Here is a 22247-nt window from a genome sequence, read left to right as displayed (position 1 = left end):
AGTCTGAAGATAACTTTATTCTTAAATTGTTGAAATAATTTATCAATTTCCCCTCTCTTTTACTAAAGAATCATTTGTGAAGGCGAAAATACCCAACAGCCTTACAGAGCCTGAAACACAATGTCTAAACTTATAATAACAATGCTTCTATAATATTTTGCTTTTCTAGACTAACTGTAATGCAATAAAACTGTAGTGTTAGTTCTGTGAAACTTTTAATTATAATACTCAGAATTTAAGAGAGATCCTTATGAAAACAGTTTTAATTTTTTTAATCCTTACATTACCGACCTTTTTATCCTTTGGTGAAAATGTTTTACATATGGCTGAATCTAAGTCTATTACAAAAGCGGAAGTAGAATCGCTTCCTATTGCAATGCATGGATATGACGTATTGAGCTACCATGTCGACTCGGGTGCTATTGTCGGTTCAAGTACATATCAGGCGGTATATAACGGTCAGCGTTATTTGTTTGCTAGTAAAGAGAATCAAGAACGTTTTTCTAAAAATCCTGAAAAATTTCTTCCAGAGTTCAATGGTTATTGTGCACAATCTTTGGTAGAAGATAAATTAGTTGAAGCGGATCCAAAATTATTTTTAATTGACGAAGGAAAGCTTTACTTCTTTAGTAAGCCTCAGGCTTTAGCAAAGTGGCAATTGGAAAAAGAGTCAAATTATACTCGTGCCAATAAACGCTGGAAATATGAAGCAGTTAAACTTGCTGAGCAGAAAGAAGCGAGAAAAAAGTGGATGAATGAAGGTAAGGTGCAATTATTTACTTTTTAAAGGCACAACTATTTATATAGGCAGGATCAGTCTAAATTTAGCACTTTAAAATGGACCTAAATGTTGTTTAAAGTAGTGCTACTGTTCTTAAACTTTCTCTGATTTTGGCTGTGTTAGCAAATTACGTGAAGGCATTGTTTAACAACTATATCATTGAACTTAATAAAAAAAAGGTGCTGTATAACAGCACCTTTTTATTTAATTGAGGTAATTCAATAGTAAGAACTTACTAACATCTGACAATGTTAAGGACGAGGCGGTGGGCCACCTGCACCCGCACCTGTATCACAAGAGCCAAATGAGTTATCAGGTATTTCACCTTTAAATCTTGGCCCCATCATAAAAGGAAATGAAGGAGTTAAAACGCCAGCGTCTTCTGATAGCGTTAGGTGGTAATGGTAACCTTTACCATCATTGGTATCATGACCATTATGCTCATCTAATACTGCGCCTGTAACTTCAGCTTGAGCGTAATAATAATCTTCCAAATAATAACCATCTGTAGCTGGTATAGAATTTCCTGATAATGTACTAACGCTTTGACCTATCGTTGGTCCATCGCTGGTTGCATCAACTACACCTTCAGAGATATCGTATTGGTTTACTAACACACAAGTACGCTCGCCCGCAGTACCACAACCGCCTTCAGTTGTAGCCGCTGCATAGTCACGTTTTTGCCAACCACTTACCGCTAACTGTTCATCACTTTCATAAGGGCCATATAATGGGTAACCATCAGCGGCAAAACCATAAAGAGGAGAATGGTCATCGCCTGCATCACCTAAAAGGGTTGCTAAACAACTGGTATAAAAATGATGATGATACTCACCGTTAGCGGCATGACCACCACAAATACCTACATCATATTGTTCAGCAAAAGGTGCTAAGTTATACCACTCGTTTGTGCCATAGCTCATGCCATCGCCCCAATTGAAAATTGCAGCACCATTGACCATTAAACCAATAGTACCTAAACCTGTTTCACAAACTTCATCTTCCGCTAACTCAGTCGGTTCATTGACAATATAGGCTTCCACCGTTTGCTTTGTAGGGCAGCCTGGGCCTGGAGGCCAATAGCCATCTCCACCCGTGTCAGGACAGTTTTCAGTACTACTGTTATAACCAATATTTGCACCAAACTCTACAAGTTCGCCAGCCACAGCGGTAGTTGCACCAGCAATAAAGTCTGAAGAGGCACGAGGGCGACTATTTAAAGTATCAATCATGTCTTGTGTGATAGTAACGTTATATTTAGGAATGCCAGTAGATTCAACGTAAGTGTACTCTACATTATCCACGGTTACAGTTTCAGCCGACTGCACATCTTCAACGGCATTATCCATATAGGTTGAAGTGGTTGTATTATTAATTATCCAAGGAGAAGCAGTGGCAACAGTATCAATATCTGAAACAAGGATACTTACGGTATCGGTTACCGCAGTATTAACTCCATCATCAACACTAGCTTGAAAAACAAGAGTGGTATCTGTGTCAACACTTGGTGCAGTGAAGGTTGGTGAATTAACACTGGTATCAGACAAGATAACACTAACACCTGACTGTTGTGACCAGGTTACTGTTATAGTGTCGTCATCTGTTACGGTTAAGTTTAATGTTACAGATGCTCCTTCATCAACGGTTTGGTCAAGCCCTGCATCAACAACGGGTGCTAAATTATCTGTAGTATTATCAGTAGTAGTATCATCAGATGATGAGCCACCACAAGCTGTTAAAGCCAATAACAACACACTACTAAATGCGTATTTTAAAAAAGTATTTTTTATCATTTTACTGCCCTAATATATAAGTCGTAATGATTGTAGAATATGAATGTGTAAACAAAGTGCACATGGCCAAAAAAACTCAGTTGATTATTGATTTATTTTCTTAATCGGAAAACTTTCAAATATATAGGTAACAAAAGGCGTTTTATCTTGATCTACATAAAGAGTAGCAACTACCTTTTTGTCTTTAGCAACCCAATACATATGCCCATGATTATTCAATGTGACCGAAATAGTATTAACGCTAGATTTAAATAAACTGTCAGGTAAGTGTATATTTTCCCCGTATATGCGTTGAATTTTAACCCCGTTAATATATAAATGAGCATGGCCCTCAATAAACCCTGAAGAAGGAGAAATGGCGGCAGACATTAAATCAGCCATTGAGAAACCTTCCGGAGGAGGCATTAACTCATAACGCTGTAATTGTAATGTTAAGTTATATCCAGACATTGCATCTTTACTCAGGTGTAGACTTAAAGCCGGAATTTTTGCATTAGTTGGAACATTAATTGGCATATGAGAGTGGTCCATAACCATCTCTTGTCCTGTAACGTTAAAAATACTCATGAATAATAAAATAAAACCAATAATAAACTTCATAACACTCTCTTAACTCTTTAAATACCAGCGTGACATGAGTATATAAGATGAATGTGCAAAAAAAATGCAGATGTGGAATATTTAAATTAATAAAAATTTAAGTTAATAAATATGATTAAATAAGAACTCTAGAATGACAAATAAGGGCTCTAGGATGTTGGATTTGTGTTGGTGATAACGAGTTACGCTAAAGGCTGTAATATTTGATAAAACGACTGGTAATTAATAGCTTGGAAAGAGCGCTATTCAGCCTTTTCCTTTACGGTGTCAGGACAAAATGGGTCAATCTCTTGATTTTCCGGAAGGTACTTTACCACCGAGGCTTAAGTCGACTGCACTCTGAGCGCTACTAAAGCTAGGAACGCTTGCAAGTGCTAAAGCGTTTTTACATAAAGTGCTTTGCAATTTTCATTCACCGAACAATCTCCGCTCATTGAGTATTTAGGCTTTGATTATTCAGGGTTTGAGTTAATGGGGTATTTATATGATTTTAATAGAATACCCCAGCTGACTTTACGTGATTAGTATAAAAAATTTATTGACCATTTAAATATGTTTCAACTGCTTCAGCTCGACTTTGTGCATGTTGATTAAGTTGCTCAACTGCATTGTAAAAGTCATTGCTACTTTCCAAATAAGAGTAGCCCGATATTTCAGTTGTAGCATAAGGTTCAATAAGTGCAGAATAACTGTCATAAGCGGCTTGCATACTATTAGTATTAAACGAATCGCCTATCACTGCTAATACATAATCGTTATAGCGAGTCTTGTAAACATCATCAGCATATAGTTTTGAAATTAATGGCCAGCTACTTGAATCAAGATTAGAAAAATCTAGGCTTAATGCACCACCTTGTTTTCCATCTTGCAATGCTTCGTTATTGTCCCACGGGATCCACGTTAGTTTCGATGTTTCAGGGTTGTTATACAAATAGTAGTTATGAGTCATTCTGCCATAGGTATCCCAATTTTGAATAATGCCATTGACTGCTAGATACTTTAAAAATCCATCAACGTCGAAAACAGCCTCTAGGTTTTCTCTCCATGTTGCAGGCGCTGTGGTTGCTGTATCGTCATGTAATGCATCAAAAAGTGCGATTATATCAGACCAGTCTTCATCATCTTCGTTAGTCTTTTTCTCAAAATTCTCTTCGTTGAACGAACCTTCAACAAAGTTTGCTCCACCGTCTTCTGGCTTATATAAATTGCCATCATCGCTAGTAAACTGTGTTTCGATAAGCGTATCGTCAATTTCTTCAACTAAGGTATATAAACCAAAGTATTCTGGACCATTGCCATGATCAACATAGAGGGTGTAAAACCCGGTATTAGATACTGCTAGGCCAGCTTTTTTAAATACGTCAGATGCCACTTTTTCACGTAAAAGAGATTCGTCGTCAAAGTTGTTTTTTAAGCTGAATTTTTTGAAACCATAAAAACGCTGGTTATCAATTTGTGGGTAATCGTCTTCGAACTCATCAAAATCTAACTTAAAAGATAGTTTCAAAATACCTGCTTGCCAACTGCTTTGTAGCGAGGAATTACCTTTAAATCGAATTCCAACTCGGTACCATTGAGTGTCTTGATAATAGACATCAGCGGGCACAAATATTGGATTTTCATCGCTATCAATTAAGCCGTTGTTATTAGATCGTTGCCCAAATTCGCCATAAGTTGCCGTCATATCATCGAGCATACTTTGCCAACGTTCTTCAGTGACGACAAAATCCAAACGTTTCACTTGGTTATCGTCAAACACTTCTTCGAAATTTGGATCGACGTTCTTACTATGAGTTTCTTCAGTCCAATCAGTTGCAACAAAGTCGGTATCAGTAATTTCAGTCGACGTATCAGTCGGCGTTTCTGCAATGATATCTTCGACGACTTCCTCATCAATTGAGCTATCACTGCCTCCACAAGCAGTTAGCAAAAGTAATGAACCTAATGTGATAACAAGAATATTTCGTCGTAATGTTTTACTCAAAGTATGAGAAGAGCTTAAATTTAATCGATTTAACATTAAAAATCCTAGGGTTGTTTTCAAGCATTGTGCAATTGCATTAAGACGCATAATGCGATGTGCCGTAGAAGGTACTAAACAAATGTGCAGACACTGTGCAAAAAAAGTGAAAAGAATAAGGAAATTATGGATGGTTAAAGGTCAAAATGTATTTTAGTCTCCAAGCAATAGCGTAAGGGTTTTGACCGGGAATTTAATGAGGAGGTGCGCTAAGATAATTTTATTTCGTTATATAATCAATGGATTGGCTGGTAATCCAAATGCAATCAGGTATGTAAAATTAACACTATTTACTGCCAGTGTTAAGTGCTAATCACTGGCATAGACAATAGAATTATGTAGAAATTAAAGTATTTACCTTTGCTGTCATGCAAGCTCGGAAATACTTTATCTATCTCTAGTAAGTTAATCAATTAGTCGATATTCAGCACTTTTTTCAATGGCCCTAAATACGGTTCAAAATAACGCCATTGCTCAGTGGCACTTTTATATATAGGTTGACGAACTTGCTCTGAACTTGGCGTTTTGATGTTACGTTTTGTTTTATGAAAATCGACACACGATTGTTCAAACTCTAAGCCTACAAAATCAAGCATTCTTCTGACTTGTGTTTCTAAATCATCGACTACATCTTCATGGTTCACGGTTAGCACATGGCCCGGCAATACGGCATCCCAGTGCGCCATTATTTTTAAATATGCTTGGTAGTAACGGCCAATATCTTCAAGGTTGTAACTAAAATCTTGTCCTTCAGCAAATAACTGTTTAAAACCACTAAAACAACAAGCCATAGGAGAGCGTCTGGCATCAATAATTTTCGCATTCGGCAGTATTAGTCGTATCAAGCCAATGTGGATAAAGTTGTTTGGCATTTTGTCGATAAATAAAGGTGCTTTTTCTCGGTAGACTTGTGTTTCATCAATAAACTGTTGACCAAAGCGCTTGAAATAGTCGGGATTAATTTCAGCTAAATTTTTAGGGTATTGTGCTTCTTCATCATTTTGGCTTTTACTACGGCCACGTAATCTTGATGCTAAGCCTAATATATTGTGCAACTCCATTGTGCCATCAACTTGGCTATGAGAAGCCAATATTTGCTCGAGTAGGGTTGAGCCTGCACGTGGTAAACCCAAAATAAAAATAGGGTCGGGCACGTTAAGCCCTAAGTTGCCGCGGTTTTTAAATAGCTCAGGTGTACAATATTTAATTTGTTCGGCGACTTGTTGCTCAAATTTCGTTATATCAAAGCCATTATGTGCATGCTGTAATTCATTACCTTTTTGGTAGGATTTAAAGGCTTGATCATAGTCTTTTCTATCTTCAAAGGCTTTACCAGTAGCAAAATGTAGTTGAATGCTATCAAGTAATGCTAAGTCTTCATTATTTTGTTGAGTTTGCATTTGAGCAATTTCGCTATCGCTAAAACGATAGGTTTTAGTATTGGCTAAACTCCAAAACGCATCGCCATAACTTGGACTTATTTGATAAGCTTTTTGGTAAGAAGAGATGGCCTTTTCAATTTCACCTTTGGTTTTTAACGCATGGCCTAACTGTAAATGAAAACCCGGCACTTGATCGTTTTCTGCAACCACTTGCTCAAACAAGCTTTTGGCTTGCTCTATTTCACCTAAGCCTGTTAAAGCACTTGCTTTGGCTATTTTAAAACTTAAATTGTCAGGTTGAGCTATGAGTAAAGGTTCAACTTGTTGTGCTGCTACTTTGTATTTACCTAAACGGATAAGTAAATTGAGGTATAGCGAACGGGCATGAATATGGTTTGGGTCTAATTCGAGAGCACTGGCTAACAAAAACTCGGCATCGTCATAAATTTTTAGCTCTATGCCAATTTCAGCAAGCATACACATGCCATCAACATGGCGTTTGTTGTTTTGTAAAAAGTGTCGACAAATTTGCTCTGCTTTTAATAGTTTACCTTCATGCATTAACTCAGTAACCGCGAGTAAAGCCGGGGGAAGTTTTTTTAGTTTTTCTAGATGATTTGCCGCTTTTTGGATATTGTTTTGTTGATTTTCGTCACGGTATAGTTGAATCAATGCCTGCCAACTAGCGACTAAGCTTGGGTTGAGCTCTACAGCTTTTTCAAACGATTTCTTAGCCAGTGTTGTTTCATTTAACGCTAAATAGATAAAGCCTTTTTCTTGATTTGCTCGACTGTGTTTATTTTCAAGTTTAAGTAATTCATTAATACTGGTTAATGCCAGCGGTAATGTTTTTGCATAGCGCTGGGCAACGGCAATTAAATACCATAGCTCAATATTATCTTGTGAGTCTGTGCTTTGCGTTTGTAACTGTTTACATTGTTTTATAGCTTCGTCGAACTTTGTCGTTTGGATTAATTTTTGAATTGATTTTAATTGGCTTTCAATTGAAGGGTGAGATGTATTGTCCAATGACTTAGCTCCGAAGCAAGTGAGGGTATTATTTATATTTTAGATTTGCGGGTACTTTACAATAAAAAACCGCTTGATACAGATATCAAACGGTTTTTATTTCGATCATATTAACTTTTTAGATTTCGATTACAGCTTAATAAAAGTCGTAAGAGAATCTAAAACCAATAGTACGTGGTCTGTTAGATACAACTTTTGGCGTGTATTGTTGAGTATCAACATACAATATTGCACTTTTATCTGTTAAGTTGTCGATGAAAAACTCAGCTTTCCATTCGTCGTTTGTAACACCAAAGCTTATGTTAGCCAAAACATAACTATCTTGCACATAACGACCACCTGCAAAGGTTTCGCCGTTACTATCTTGGTAATTAACACCAGAAAATACGTCAGATTCTTTTTCAATGCTTAAACCAGAGCCTGTGCCATAGATTAAATTGGTAGCATCTTCAATCATATAAGCGTCCATCACCATACCCGCAAGTCTTTCGCCGGTATAACTAATTGAACCGTTTACATAGCCTGTCATATCTCCCGAAATAGGGTAGAAGTACTGTGCTTGTAAGTTACCTGAAAATTTAGCTGAATAAGGTAATCTACTGCCTTCTGGAGGCGCAATGCCGTCAAGTTGTGCATTGATTGACGTTAACTCAGTATCAATTAAACTAAACGCACCAGATATAACTAAATTATCTGTAGCTACCCAGCTGAAATCACCGTCAATACCTTTAATTTCTGCATCACCTACGTTGTCAGTAAATACTAAAAAGCTAATGTTTGTTGGGTCATAGCGAGAAGTTTGTAGATCAGATATTTTTGAATAATAAGCTGTGGCATTAAAGCGCAGGCTTTGATCAAGTAAAGTTGATTTAAAACCAATTTCAACGTTATCTAAGCTATCTGTTGTTGAGTAAACAGGTATACGGAAACCTTCAAATGCACCTTCTTGGTTAGCAGCAGAACCACCACCAACACGGTTAGTAACCGGCGGTCTAAAGCCTTCTGAATATGATGCAAATACCATTACATCGTCATTTATTTTCCAGTCAATAGAGGTTTTGATGATAGTGTCATCAACCGTTAGCTTACCGTTGCTATCAAGTAAGTCAGTTTCTAATTGACCACTAGCAATAGCTGCTTGGATAGCTGCGGCTTCATCAGCGCCAAAAAATTCAGTTAAAGCAGCATCGCTACCGTCGCCGAATGCGCGTAATCGACCACTTACATCAGCGGTAGTTGTAGCGCCTTTATAAATGTCATCAATTTGATACCAACGTGCACCAAAACTTGCGGTAACCGTATCAGTAATGTCGTACTCTAATTGCCCAAATACGGCGATTTGATCAATAGTGTGTGTAACATCGTTAACAAAGCTCACCTCAGAAGAGAAAGGACCGCCATTACTGTTAATTCCTTCAGTACCTGCTAATTCTCTAGCTAGGTTAGGGAAAAGTTCAGTGTTGGCTATTTTAAATTGACCAACAGTTGATAGCTCTTGCGTGTCATAAAAAACACCAGCCGTAACGCGCCAGCGGTTTTCAGCTGAAGTATTCATACGTAATTCGTGCGTTGTGCGTGAGCTACTTGTTTCTTCTTTGTAAAACTTCGTTGGGTCAAAACACTCTTGTACATCAGGCGCACTTGCATAATTACAAACGTAATAAGAAGAGAATTGGCCACCATTAGTGTAACCGGTGTAATCAATAGTTGAGTTGATATCACGGTCTAAATAACCACCAGTATAAACAACAGTAAGGTGTTCAAGACGACCTTCTAATGTCCAAGTAGTTAAACCAAAGTCATCGTTGTTGTTTTCAGGTGTGAAACGGTTGGTTGATGTTTCACCGTCAAGGTTAGGATCGTAAGAAAACACACCTTCAGTATCAAGAGACTGTTGAGTATGTTGAACAAGAAGATCCCATTCGTTGTTAATCATATAAGATAAACCGAAACGTGCGCCCGAGTAATCAGCAGTGTTGAAGTCATCTTCTACTAATGCATCATTTTGCGGTATGTTAACTGGCGTGTTTGCAGGATCTGCTAATTTAGAGAAACCAGCTGAGATTCTATCAATAACTATGGCACTACCGGTATAACCACCATTGCTTGGGTCGTTTTGAATATTATCAATCCAACCACCTTGATGGTCGTTATAAGCTGCAACACGCACAGCAAGATTGTCAGTTAAAGACATATTAAAATATGCTTCAACCGAGTTACTCATATCGCCGCCTTTGGTGAAGCTAGTGCTGGTATCAAAACCTGCAGCAAAACCATCATGTGTCGGCTTGTTAGTAATTAAGCGTACAGTACCCGATTGTGAGCTAGCACCAAAAAGTGTGCCTTGTGGCCCCGGAAGTACTTCTATACGCTCAACATCAGTCGCGTAAATATCTAAGTTACGACCTTGCATTGAAACAGGTTGTTCATCTAAATAAAAGGCAACAGACGGTTGCAAAGCTTGTACTGATGAAACAGAAATATTGGTTTGAGTCGTTGCTGCACCACGAATATAAATTTCATTTTGACCAGGGCCTGTGCCTTGGAAAACTACATTTGGTAAAAATTCTACATATTGATCGAAATTAGAAACACCTAATATTTCTAGGCTGTTACCTGTTAATGCTGTAACCGTAACAGGTACATCTTGAATTGACTCTGAGCGTTTAGTCGCGGTAACTTCAATAGTTTCTATTGATGCTTTCTTTGTAGTTTCTTCTGCGTAAATAGTACCTGACGATGCTAGTGCTGTTAGCACTGCACAATGCAGTTTAGTAAGTTTCATATAGATTTTCCCTAGGTGTTTTTTTTTGGTAGATAAGTTGTCAAATATAGTTAGTGTTCTAATTATTGTAATAGTTAGAGCACTAACTATATTTGGACTGGTGCTATGTTAACAAAATATACATTTGTTTACAAAAAACATAACTAATAGCGGTTTCTTACGAGAAAGGGTAAAACTAACTATTGTTTACATTGGAGGCTATTTACAGCTTGATTAACAAGATATAATATCAATACAAATAAAAATAAGGGGAAGGCTTTGTCTTTATCCGCTAGTAGTCAATTAAATAAAAAAGTATTTGTTAGCGCTTCAGCTATTATTATTGCTCTTTTATTGTATACCGCCGCATTACCTAAACAGGCACAAAGTTTGTTTAGTATTATACAGTCCAGCATTGTTGATAATGGCAGTTGGTTTTATGTGTTAACCGTTGCATTCATTTTCTTTTTTGTGATCTTTTTAGGGTTCTCTCGTTATGGTGATATTCGCTTAGGACCAGACCATGCCACCCCTGATTACTCTATGTTGACTTGGCTTTCTATGTTATTTGCTGCAGGAATGGGCATTGGCTTGATGTTTTTTGGCGTAGCAGAGCCTCTAATGCACTATTTGTCGCCACCTACAGCTGAAACTGGCTCTGTTGCTGCGGTTCAAGAAGCAATGAAAATGACCTTTTTCCATTGGGGTCTACATGCTTGGGCAATTTATGCCATTGTTGCCTTAGTACTTGCTTATTTTAGTTATCGACATAACTTACCTTTAACATTACGTTCTGCCTTATATCCACTTATTGGAGATAGAATTTATCAGTGGCCAGGACATTTAGTTGATGTTTTTGCCGTTGTCAGTACTGTTTTTGGTGTTGCTACTTCTTTAGGGCTAGGCGCATCTCAAGTTAATGCTGGTTTTAGTTATTTATTTGGTATTGATGTTTCTACTACCAATCAAATTATTATCATGACAGGTATCATCGGACTTGCCGTTATATCTGTTGCTACTGGCTTAGATAAAGGCATTAAAATACTCTCTGAAACGAATATGGTTTTAGCCGTTATTTTATTAGTATTGATTTTTGTTCTGGGTCCTACGGTATTTTTACTACAAGCTTACTTACAAAATATAGGCGATTATCTCGCTGATATAGTTCATAACACGTTTAACTTATTCGCTTATAAGAAAACCGAATGGATAGGTGGTTGGACAATATTCTACTGGGGTTGGTGGTTGGCTTGGGCACCTTTTGTCGGTTTGTTTATTGCGAGAATATCTCGTGGTCGAACGATTAGAGAGTTTATTGTTGGCGTGATGCTAATTCCCACCGTTTTTACATTATTTTGGATGACTATCTTTGGCAATAGTGCCATTGATTTAGTGCATAACCAAGGCGTTGTTGAACTAGGTGAAATGGTTAGTAAAGACTCTTCAGTGGCGTTATTTGTTTTCTTAGAGAACTTCCCATTATCAACATTACTGTCTTTTTTCAGTGTGTTAATGATCGTAATATTTTTTGTCACCTCATGCGACTCGGGCGCAATGGTTGTAGATATGCTGTGTTCTCATGGCAGTAACAACACACCGTTATGGCAGCGTGTTTATTGGGCCATAGGCATAGGCTTAGTGGCTGCTATTTTACTCCTTGCTGGCGGACTTAATGCATTACAAACCATGACTATTGCAAGTGCATTACCTTTTGCTGTGGTATTGCTGCTTGCTATTGTTGGCTTAATTAAAGCGTTGAGGGTTGAGGCTTTTAAGCAAGAAAGCCAACTCATAGCCGCAGTTCCTTATGCCAGTAATACCAGTAATTTAAGTAACGATAGTTGGCAAGCACGGTTAAAAAATATTGTTGATTATCCTAATAAAAGCAATGTGAACAAGTTTATCAGTCAAACGGTTTTACCTGCTTTTGAGTCTGTTGCTGAAGAGTTACAAAAAAATCAGATTAATGTGGTTGTTTCCCAAGAAGATGGACTGAGTTTACTGGTTGATCATGGAGAAGAACAAAAGTTTGTCTATCGTGTGCTTGCGCGTAAGCATTCACAGCCTGACTTTGTTGTTGAAATAGACGAAGATGAAGATGAACAAAGTTACTACCGTGCTGAAGTTCATTTAGGAGAAGGTGGACAAGATTATGACATTATGGGTTGGTCAAAAACGGCAGTGATCAATAATGTTATTGATCAATACCATAAACATTTACACTTTTTACACTTGTTGCGTTAACCCTTGGAAGCGTCAGTTTTATTTATATTACTGACGCTCATGGTATTTTCTAAGTGCCGCATGAATCTCATCTGCGGCCTTCACTTTAGCTTTTTCTCGATTGAAGCCAGTAATAATGATTACAGCTATGGCGCTACATTAGCAATTTTTTTCAATGAAACGTTCTTACTGGGTATTCAGTAAAATAATCTTTTGCTGAGGTAAAGTCCCATATCTTTCTCTTAGGTACCACAAACTATGGCATCTTGACTGATATTGTCTAATTTATGCAGAACATTAGTGATAGCTGCAGAGTTCAAATTAATTTTTCACTGCTGACTTAAGTTTTATGCTCTAGGTTTGTCTAATAAAAGTTTTTAGGTTAGGAAGAGGGAGGCTATTTTTTTGCTTGTTTTTAAACGCAACATTTTAGTTATGAGTACAAAATAGTCCTATGTAATAAACCTACGATATGCCGAAAAAAAAGGCCTTTGAAGGCCCTTTAAAATTGCTTATATGTCGTTCCAATATTATTGTGCGGGTTCAGTCACAACATTTTGATCTAATGTCACTGCTGTTTGTGATAATAATCTGCCATTGACTTCTGCACCTGTATTTAGCGTGATGCCTTTTTCAGCCAACACTATGCCTTCAAAATGAGCTGTAGTACCAATAGCGACACCTGTGCCACCACCAACCTGCCAAAAGATATTTTTTGCTAATGCACCACCAGCTAAAACAATGCTACTGGCATCGGCTTGGGTAATATCTCCAGAAATTTGAAAAATCCAAACATCATTAGCGCCACCAGACAGTGTTACATCCGTTGAGATCAACAAACCTGAACTCCATTTATAAAGACCAGGTTCTAATGTCATACCACTGATATCACCAGCACCTAATTCGGTGAAATCTGGTAAAGTTCGGCCTGCAGCATCGCTATAAGCCGTTCCCATATCAAGTACCGCATTGGCAACTAAGGTATTATCTGCAGCTGCGCCAGCAAAACAAGTTATAGCACCGCTACCGGTATATGCTGCATCTGACCCATATATTGTTCCACTTATTTCACTACAAAATACGTTATCCATCGCAGCGGCAGTGATAGGGCTAGCGCCAATATTACCGGTTATCGCTGAAGTCGGTACATTGGTGATGCCGGTTTTAGATAAAATGGCGAAATCAGCACTGGTTTGTAAATTAATTGGGTTAGGCCCCGCGGCAACGCTTGCACTGGTGGTAAAACTCCAACTAAAGTTAGCCGCCATTGCATTGCTCGGACTCGCTAAATCAGTGACCTCAGTGGTTAATGTCGCGGTGTAGAGAGTATTAATCGCTAAGTTTTCATTCGGATTTAATGTCGCAGTAGTACCCTGAAAACTAATAACGCTTGCTACTTCATTAGCACCATCACTTAAGGTAAAGCTATCTGTATTGACACTATCAGGGTCGAGCGCTTCATTAAATTCAACGGTCAAATTTCTATTGATAGCAAAATCAACACTTAAATCAACAGGGTAGTTTGACACAACCACAGGCGCGGTAATATCTGGCGCTGCAGAAGTAGTGAATGTCCAGGTAAAATCATTAGCAAGCGCAATACCTGCCACGTTAGTGACATCAGTGGTGATTAGTGCCTGATATGAAGTGTTAGAAGTAAAGTCGCTGCTGGCTGCAAATACTGCCATTTTACTACTTTCATCGTAGCTGACCGTTCCTGCAACAGTTGTGTCGTTCGGGTCGGTGACAATAAAGCTACTATTAATTATCGTTGCACCATTCATTGCTTCACTAAAGGTTGCGGTGATCTGTTGATTGATCGGCACATCAATAGCTAGGTTACTCGGATTGTTAGCGCTAATGCTTGGTGGAGTATCCGAACTACTATCACTGCTACCATTATTACAAGCACTGACTAATGTAAGCAGCACTATAGTGCCAGCCCAAATCTTTTGCTGAAAATATTTACGTTTCGTATTCATAATATATCCTTTAAAAATATCTAAGGTCACAATATAAAAATATCGTTGACGTAGAATTGGCTTAATTTTTTATTTAATTGATGTTCAATTGTTTGACATCATTTATCGGTTGAAGAGACAAGTGTTTAGCTACCTGTCTCCTCTATTACTATGTGACGTTCACTATTAACTTATTGTGCTTTAGTAACGGCGTTAGCATCTAAAGTAACCTGTTCCGTAACCGCTAATAGTCGACCACTTACGCTGGCGTTAGTCAGCACATTCACTTGTGACCAAGCGAATACGTTGCCAGAGAAACTTGTGCCCGTGCCAATAACAGTTGCGCCGGCGGTTCTCCAATATACATTCTTTGCCTGCGCGCCATTGATAAGAACAATGTCGCCGCCTGGAGCACCCGAAGTTAAGTTGCCTCCAATGCTGAAAATGAACACAGAATCAGCTTCTCCTTGGGCATCGAGAGTCAAAGTACCGGTCTGAATAGTTACGTCAGCTGCTGTTTTGTATACACCACGAGTTAGTGTTAGATCACCGAGTTCAATTGGGAGAACCTGAGTAGCAGCGTTTGGATTAGGATCCGCCGCGAGGAAGTTATAGGCGATACTGAGATCGGTTCTCGACTGGTTGATAAATGCAACCATTGATGCATAAGGTACAGGCACGCTATATGGCGGCGTAGTATCGTCACCAGCATAAGATAGACCATTGCTTAGCTCAACAAATTCACCGGCATTAACATCTGCGGTAAAGCCGGCGTAAAACGAACGTGCTTGGTCAAGAATAGCCATATCGCCGTCGACAATGGCAGAGCCACTGGTAGTGGTTATGGTTTGCGATGCAAGGATAACAAAACGTTCTACTTCACCTAATTCAGGTGCTAAAGGATTGTTCAGTAGCGCAGCTTCGACAGTTAACGTCGATGAAGCCGTAAGTCCTTCGAAAGTTGCTTCAATGAGTGAAGTGCCAATTGCAATACCACTAGCGCGACCACTGTCTACTTGTTCATTAGCATTCATTGTTGCGACCAGAATATCCGAAGAAGACCAGATGACTGATGCAGTGATATCAGCGCTACTCGCGTCGGAATAATTACCGGTGGCTACAAAATTTTGTTGAGTGTCTTTAAGTATACTCGGGTCGATAGGTGTCACATCAACAGACACCAATGTCGCCGCAGTTACCATCAGTAACGTACTGTCTGACAATGTATTTAGCGTAGCCGTAATATCTGACTGACCGGCAAGCTTACTGGTAACAAGGCCATTAGCGTTAACGGTTGCAACTAGTGTATCTGCAGATGTCCAGGTGACCGACGTTGTAATATCAGCAACAGAGCTGTCGGAATAATTTCCTGTAGCAGCAAACTGTTTATTCACCCCAACTGGCATACTAGGCTCAAGCGGTGAAACCACAATTGATACTAAAATTGCTGATGTGACGGTAAGGGTACTACTAGCGGATTGCTCGCCTGAAGTAGCGGTAATTATCGCTGTACCTGCATTAGTACCACTTGCCAGTCCTGTCGGATTTACCGTTGCAACGTCGGTATTTGCAGATGACCATATGGCTGAATCTGTGATATCAACTATCGTGTCATCAGAGTAAGTCCCACTAGCGGTAAACTGCTCGGTACCACCTTTGGAAATGCTAGGATCAATGGGTGTCATTGCAATTGAACTTAAGGTTGCATCGGTAACCGTTAACATTGAAGTTGCTGATTGAGTTTCAAAAGTAGCACTAATAACCGCTGTACCGCTGGCAAGAGTACTAGCAAGACCACTTGCATTGATTGTTGCAATTTGCGTATCTGACGATGACCAAGTCACTGAACTGCTGATGTCTGTCGATATACCATCTGAATAGATACCGGTCGCGGTAAATTGTTGGCTGATACCTTTAGCAACACTTGGATCTACAGGCGTTAATGTAATAGAATTCAACACTGCATTGGTAACCGTTAGCGTTGCCATGGTTGACTGATTTTCAAATGTAGCGCTAACTACCGCTGTACCTGTGCTAATCGCACTCGCAAGGCCATTAGCATTAACCGTTGCTACGAGCGGATCTGAAGAAGACCAAGTCACAGATGAACTCACATCAGGTGAGGTCCCGTCTGAATAGGTACCTGTGGCGATAAACTGTTTTATCAAACCACTGGCAATGCTTGTTTCAGCTGGGGTAATAGCCAGAGCACTTAGCGTGGCATTGGTAATGGTCAGCTCGGTCGTTGCTGTTTGCACGCCTGAAGGTGAGTTACTTGATGCAGTGATTACCGTAGAGCCTATCGACAAGCCCGTGGCTAGGCCACTAGCATCTATTGTTGAAATAGCTAAGTTTGCCGATGACCAGCTTACCGAGTTGGATATATCAGACGATGTGCCATCATCATAAGTACCCATCGCGGTAAATTGTGCACTTAAACCGTTCGGAATACTGGCATTATCTGGTGTGAGCACAATGGCAGTAAGCTCAGCACCATTGTCGTTGCTACCACCATCATGATTACAACCAGCTAAGAGAAAAACTCCTATTAGCATAGTAAATATAAGATAAGTCTTTTTGATTAATTTATTCATATAACTCTTCCTTAAAACTTAGTGACATTATGGTTATTTCTCTGTCCTAGCCCGCACCGATTGCATTTACTGTTTTTTGTGAATAATGAATACTAAAAATCAGCTGTCTTATCATTTAAAAGGTTCTTTTAATAAAAAATAAGCGTTAAAACGGCTCTTTCTGGGGTAATTATTGAGAATGTTAGAAGGGGTATTGCAACTTAGCGGCCAAAGTGTATTTAAAGATGAGATTTATAATTTAAACTATTTAATAACAAAAGCTTATTTCGTTAATTTGCAAAGTTATGAGTTTGTATACTAGTTACTAATCCATCATATATGAAGGAATTGTCATATTTGACTGTTTCTGTTTTTGTGGGTGGTAAATAATGCGGTTATTGTTGGGATAACTTTAGTAGTCAGCTAGCAATAAATGCTATATTCGATCGACAAAACATAACGGCCAGTATCAAAAGTGTACTGCGTTATCGTTCTAATAATACTCAGATCCCGGAAATTTCGTTTTGACTCTGGGCCGCCATGTAGGTCATATCGACCAAAATCAACGGATGGTCATTGAGATAAATAATGAAAAATAGTAATAAAAGTAGAAAGTCGCCTGCCACGAAGCAAGTGGCTCGAGCTGGAAAAGAAACATTACAGAGTGAGATAAAGGCGAAAAAAAACCAGTTAGGGGGGAAAGATAGCACTGATGTTGACTTACATGATGCTGCAATTGAAGAAATCACCAAACGCCGACAAGCTGAAGAGGCGCTTTTAAACGCTGGAGCGCTGCAACGAGCTATTTTTAACAGCGCCAATTTTTCCTGCATTGCCACTGATGCTAAAGGGGTAATTCAAATTTTTAACGTCGGTGCCGAACGGATGTTGGGTTACTCTGCCGATGAAGTCGTAGACAATATTACCCCTGCCGAGATCTCTGACCCATTAGAGGTTATCGCTCGTGCTGAAGCGCTGAGTGAAGAGCTCAATACGCTAATAACACCAGGGTTTGATGCCCTAGTGTTCAAAGCACGCCGGGGAATTGAAGATATATACGAACTGACCTACATCCGTAAGGATGGTAGTCGTTTTCCTGCGGTAGTGTCAGTCACGGCGCTGCGCGATGAGCAGGAAACTATCATCGGTTACCTGTTAATTGGCACCGATAATAGTGTTGGTAAACAAGCAGAAGAAGCGTTGCAAAAAGCCGGAGCCTTGCAGAGCGCTATTTTCAACAGCGCGAATTTTTCCAGTATTGCGACCGATGCCCATGGCGTAATTCAGATCTTCAATGTCGGGGCAGAGCGCATGCTCGGCTATGCGGCGGAAGAAGTGATGAACAAGATCACGCCAGCTGATATCTCAGATCCACAAGAAGTAATCGAGCGCGCTAAAGTACTCAGTATTGAACTTGAAACCGCTATCACCCCAGGTTTCGATGCCTTAGTATTTAAAGCGCGTCGTGGTATTGAGGATATCTACGAGCTAACCTACATCCGCAAGGACGGTAGCCGCTTCCCTGCGGTGGTATCGGTCACGGCACTGCGTGATGCACAAGGCGCTATTATTGGTTATCTGCTAATTGGTACAGACAATACTGCTCGTAAGCGCATTGAGGAAGAGCAAAAGGAACTGGGTCGACGTTTACAAGATCAACATTTCTATACCCGTAATTTGATTGAATCTAATATTGATGCGCTAACTACCACGGATCCGGCCGGTATTATTACTGATGTTAATAAGCAAATGGAGCAGCTTACGGGGAATTCTCGTGACGCCCTGATCGGGACACCATTCAAAGACTATTTTACTGATCCTGCCTTTGCTGCGGCCGGAATTAAAAAGGTGCTAAGTGAAATGATCGTCTCTGATTATGAACTTACTGCCCGAGCAAAAAATGGCACAGAAACGGTGGTTTCCATTAATGCGACCACATTTTATCACCGAGACAATAAATTACAGGGGATTTTTTATGGCGCCCGTGATGTTACTGAGCGCAATCGGCTAAATCAAAAATTGTTAGATAAGAACATCGAACTGGAAAATGCTAAGGCCGTGGCCGAGAAAGCTAATCTTGCCAAATCGGACTTTCTCTCCAGTATGAGTCACGAGTTGCGTACACCGCTAGGCGCTATTCTTGGTTTTGCTCAATTGATGGAGTCGAGTACACCAGCACCAACTGTCGCGCAAAAACGTAGCATTGGTCAGATCCTCAAAGCCGGCTGGTATTTACTAGAATTGATTAATGAAATACTCGATTTAGCGTTGATAGAATCCGGTAAGTTACCGATGTCTATGGAAGCTGTGTCGTTAGCCGAAGTCATGAAAGAGTGTGTATTAATGAGTGAGCCTCAAGCTAAAAAACATGACATTAAAGTCGTTTTTAGTCGCTCCAAAACACCTGATTTTATTAACGTCGATCGAACTCGACTTAAGCAGGTCATTATTAATCTGCTCTCCAATGCGATTAAATATAACCGAGCTGGGGGCAGCGTTTTCTTGGAAAGCCACCAAAGTAGCACTGATATGATGAGGATCAGCGTTCGAGATACTGGCGCAGGATTATCCGCGGAGCAACTTGGGCAACTCTTCCAACCGTTTAACCGCCTTGGGCAGGAAGCCAACAACCAAGAAGGCACAGGGATCGGTCTGGTGGTCAGTAAACGTTTGGTCGAATCGATGGAAGGTATCATCGGCGCAGAAAGCACCGTTGGCGTTGGTAGTGTGTTCTGGTTTGAACTCAAGCGGACCGATGAACCCGTATCAGACCTTGAAAATGACGCATCAATTATCAAGGCCGCGCAACAATATCAAGATCCAGACCTATGGCAAACCTTACTCTATGTCGAGGATAATCCGGCCAATTTGATGCTAGTGGAGAATATCATTTCTCGTCGGCCCAATCTGGGTTTTCTCAGTGCAGCGGACGCAGTGCAGGGCATCGAGATGGCGCATAGCCATCAGCCCGATGTTATCCTGATGGACATTAATCTGCCGGGGATCAGCGGCTTAACCGCGTTGAAAGTGTTAAGCGAAGATCCTAATACTGCGAGAATTCCGGTGGTGGCACTTAGTGCGAATGCCATCCCTCGTGATATAGCCAAAGGTCTAGATGCCGGCTTCTTCCGTTATCTAACCAAACCGATCAGGATAAAAGAATTCATGCAAACGCTAGACATTGCGCTTGAATATGCCAAAAGCAAAGACCGAAGACAATCTACCAGAGATAAGGACTGAAGATGACAATAACCGCCGCCGATATTTTCCAAGCCAAAATTCTCATTGTCGATGATCAAGAGCCGAATGTACTTTTGCTCGAACAACTATTGTTTGAAAGTGGCTATACCAGCGTGACGACTACCATGGATCCTCAAGCTGTCTGTGCGCAACATCAGGAAACAGACTTCGATCTGATCTTACTGGATCTGCAGATGCCAATAATGGATGGTTTCGAGGTCATGGCAGCGCTGAAAGCTGACGATGCTAACGGCTACCTGCCTGTGCTTGTGCTTACTGCTCAACCTAATCATAAATTGCAGGCTTTACAAGCGGGCGCTAAAGATTTTATCAGCAAACCTTTTGATTTAGTTGAAGTTAAAACTCGCATATATAACATGTTGGAAGTACGTTTGTTGTATAAGCAACTCGAGCATACGAATAATACCCTGGAAGAAACGGTGCAAAAACGAACAGCAGAGCTGACTCGGAGCAATTTGCAACTAACTCAGGAAATAGAAGAGCGCAAAAAGGCCGAAGCTTCATTGCGCGATAGTTATACTCAAATCAAGCAATTGAAGGACAAACTGCAAGCAGAGAACGTTTATCTGCAAAAGGAAGTATCGCGGCAGTACAATTTTGACGAAATCATTGGCAGTAGCGAACTACTCTCGCAGGTTTTTCAGAAAGTAGAGCAGGTTGCGCCGATGGATGCAACTGTGCTGTTGCTAGGTGAAACAGGTACAGGAAAAGGCGTTATCGCTCGTGCTATTCACAGCCGAAGTGTACGAAAAAATCGACCCTTGATCACGGTTGACTGTACTACCTTGCCGGCAACGTTAATAGAGAGCGAGCTGTTTGGCCGAGAACGAGGCGCTTTTACCGGTTCAGATAGTAAACAAATAGGCCGATTTGAGCTAGCCGATGGAGGAACGCTCTTCCTGGACGAAATTGGCGAGCTGCCATTAGATATGCAAGCAAAACTGCTTAGGGTCATTCAGGATGGTGAGTTTGAGCGTTTAGGCAGTCCACGCACTATTAAGGTTGATGTTAGAATTATTGCCGCGACTAATCGTAATATTATTAATGAAGTACGTAACGGTATGTTCCGTGAAGATCTATTTTACCGCCTCAATGTTTTTCCGATCACATTGCCACCACTGCGACAACGTAAGGAAGATATTCCACTACTGGTCAAACATTTTGTTATTAAGTTCAACAAGAAAATAGGTAAGCAGATTGATATTATCAGTACAGAGGCACTAAATGCTTTACAAGAACACCGTTGGCCTGGCAATGTGCGCGAGCTGGAGAGTGCGATAGAACGAGCGGTAATCCTCAGTGAAGGTAACTCATTGCAGGTTTTAGATCGCTTTGAAACTTTTGATAAACAGCCTGATAGCGAAGAGACTTCGGTTAAAGCATTGGTTGATCTTGAACGTGACCATATTGTTAACGTATTAAAGCAAACTAGCTGGCGTATCGAAGGACCTAAAGGCGCCGCATTGATCCTAGGGCTCAACGCCAGCACATTACGTGCCCGCATGCGTAAATATGGTATCGTGCGGGAATAATGTCCATATATAAAAAAAGTGTACGGCCATAGCGATAAGTAGCCTAAGTCAGTGCTACTTGTCCCATCATCTATTTAAAGTTTCGATGGCAGTAAACCAAACTAAGTAGCAACAGAGGTTGTTCATGGTCAGGTATGGACCTAAATAAGTGTTGCAGACAGAACGCTAGTATAGAACTTTCTCCTTTGGCCTTGTTTATACGCCTTTAGTTCACCTTATGCAGGTTAAGTACAACCTATCACATATGGTAGATCTCGCTAATATTTCTGCCAATAATGATGGTTTAGTCATGTAGATATTTCATCATGTGTTCAAGTTTATTTAAAAT

General features: G+C 40.0%; 11 protein-coding genes. 4 read left to right on the top strand and 7 right to left on the bottom strand.

Going from position 1 to position 22247, the window contains the following annotated elements; genetic code table 11:
* Positions 1 to 250: 250 nt before the first annotated feature.
* Positions 251 to 787, top strand: a complete 537-nt coding sequence (locus DBO93_RS12535) for a YHS domain-containing (seleno)protein (RefSeq protein WP_108456650.1) — start codon at positions 251 to 253, stop codon at positions 785 to 787.
* Between the two features lie 245 nt (positions 788 to 1032).
* Here the strand turns inward: DBO93_RS12535 and DBO93_RS12530 are convergent, their stop codons facing one another.
* The 5 genes from DBO93_RS12530 to DBO93_RS12510 form a co-directional block, all read right to left on the bottom strand.
* The gene (locus DBO93_RS12530; protein WP_108456649.1) at positions 1033 to 2574 is read right to left on the bottom strand and encodes a YHYH protein; all 1542 of its coding nucleotides are present in this window, start codon (positions 2572 to 2574) and stop codon (positions 1033 to 1035) included.
* Positions 2575 to 2658: 84 nt separating this feature from the next.
* A complete protein-coding gene (locus DBO93_RS12525; protein WP_108456648.1) occupies positions 2659 to 3174 on the bottom strand; it encodes a hypothetical protein in 516 nt (171 codons plus the stop codon).
* 535 nt (positions 3175 to 3709) lie between these two features.
* Complete coding sequence (locus DBO93_RS12520) at positions 3710 to 5194, bottom strand: CotH kinase family protein (RefSeq protein ID WP_108456647.1); 1485 nt, start codon at positions 5192 to 5194, stop codon at positions 3710 to 3712.
* 413 nt (positions 5195 to 5607) lie between these two features.
* The gene (locus tag DBO93_RS12515) at positions 5608 to 7605 is read right to left on the bottom strand and encodes a tetratricopeptide repeat-containing sulfotransferase family protein (RefSeq protein WP_108456646.1); all 1998 of its coding nucleotides are present in this window, start codon (positions 7603 to 7605) and stop codon (positions 5608 to 5610) included.
* A gap of 136 nt (positions 7606 to 7741) precedes the next feature.
* Positions 7742 to 10390, bottom strand: a complete 2649-nt coding sequence (locus DBO93_RS12510; protein ID WP_108456645.1) for a TonB-dependent receptor — start codon at positions 10388 to 10390, stop codon at positions 7742 to 7744.
* 258 nt (positions 10391 to 10648) lie between these two features.
* Here DBO93_RS12510 and DBO93_RS12505 point away from each other — a divergent pair, with 258 nt between their 5' ends.
* Positions 10649 to 12613 (top strand): BCCT family transporter, encoded by a 1965-nt coding sequence (locus DBO93_RS12505; protein WP_108456644.1) that lies wholly within the window; start codon positions 10649 to 10651, stop codon positions 12611 to 12613.
* Between the two features lie 509 nt (positions 12614 to 13122).
* On the opposite strand, the gene DBO93_RS12500 is transcribed toward DBO93_RS12505, so the two are convergent.
* Entirely contained in the window at positions 13123 to 14574 is a 1452-nt protein-coding gene (locus DBO93_RS12500; protein ID WP_108456643.1) for an ice-binding family protein, read from the bottom strand.
* Between the two features lie 170 nt (positions 14575 to 14744).
* Positions 14745 to 17147 (bottom strand): ice-binding family protein, encoded by a 2403-nt coding sequence (locus DBO93_RS12495; protein ID WP_108456642.1) that lies wholly within the window; start codon positions 17145 to 17147, stop codon positions 14745 to 14747.
* Between the two features lie 567 nt (positions 17148 to 17714).
* On the opposite strand from DBO93_RS12495, the gene DBO93_RS12490 reads away from it, so the two are divergent.
* Entirely contained in the window at positions 17715 to 20366 is a 2652-nt protein-coding gene (locus DBO93_RS12490; RefSeq protein WP_108456641.1) for a PAS domain S-box protein, read from the top strand.
* A 2-nt stretch (positions 20367 to 20368) separates the two neighbouring features.
* Positions 20369 to 21919 carry a sigma-54 dependent transcriptional regulator gene (locus tag DBO93_RS12485; protein ID WP_108456640.1) on the top strand — a complete coding sequence of 517 codons (1551 nt, stop codon included), beginning with the start codon at positions 20369 to 20371 and terminating at the stop codon, positions 21917 to 21919.
* Positions 21920 to 22247: the final 328 nt, after the last annotated feature.

The organism is Colwellia sp. Arc7-D (assembly GCF_003061515.1).
Classification (GTDB): domain Bacteria; phylum Pseudomonadota; class Gammaproteobacteria; order Enterobacterales; family Alteromonadaceae; genus Cognaticolwellia.
This window is presented reverse-complemented; position numbering and strand designations above follow the sequence as displayed.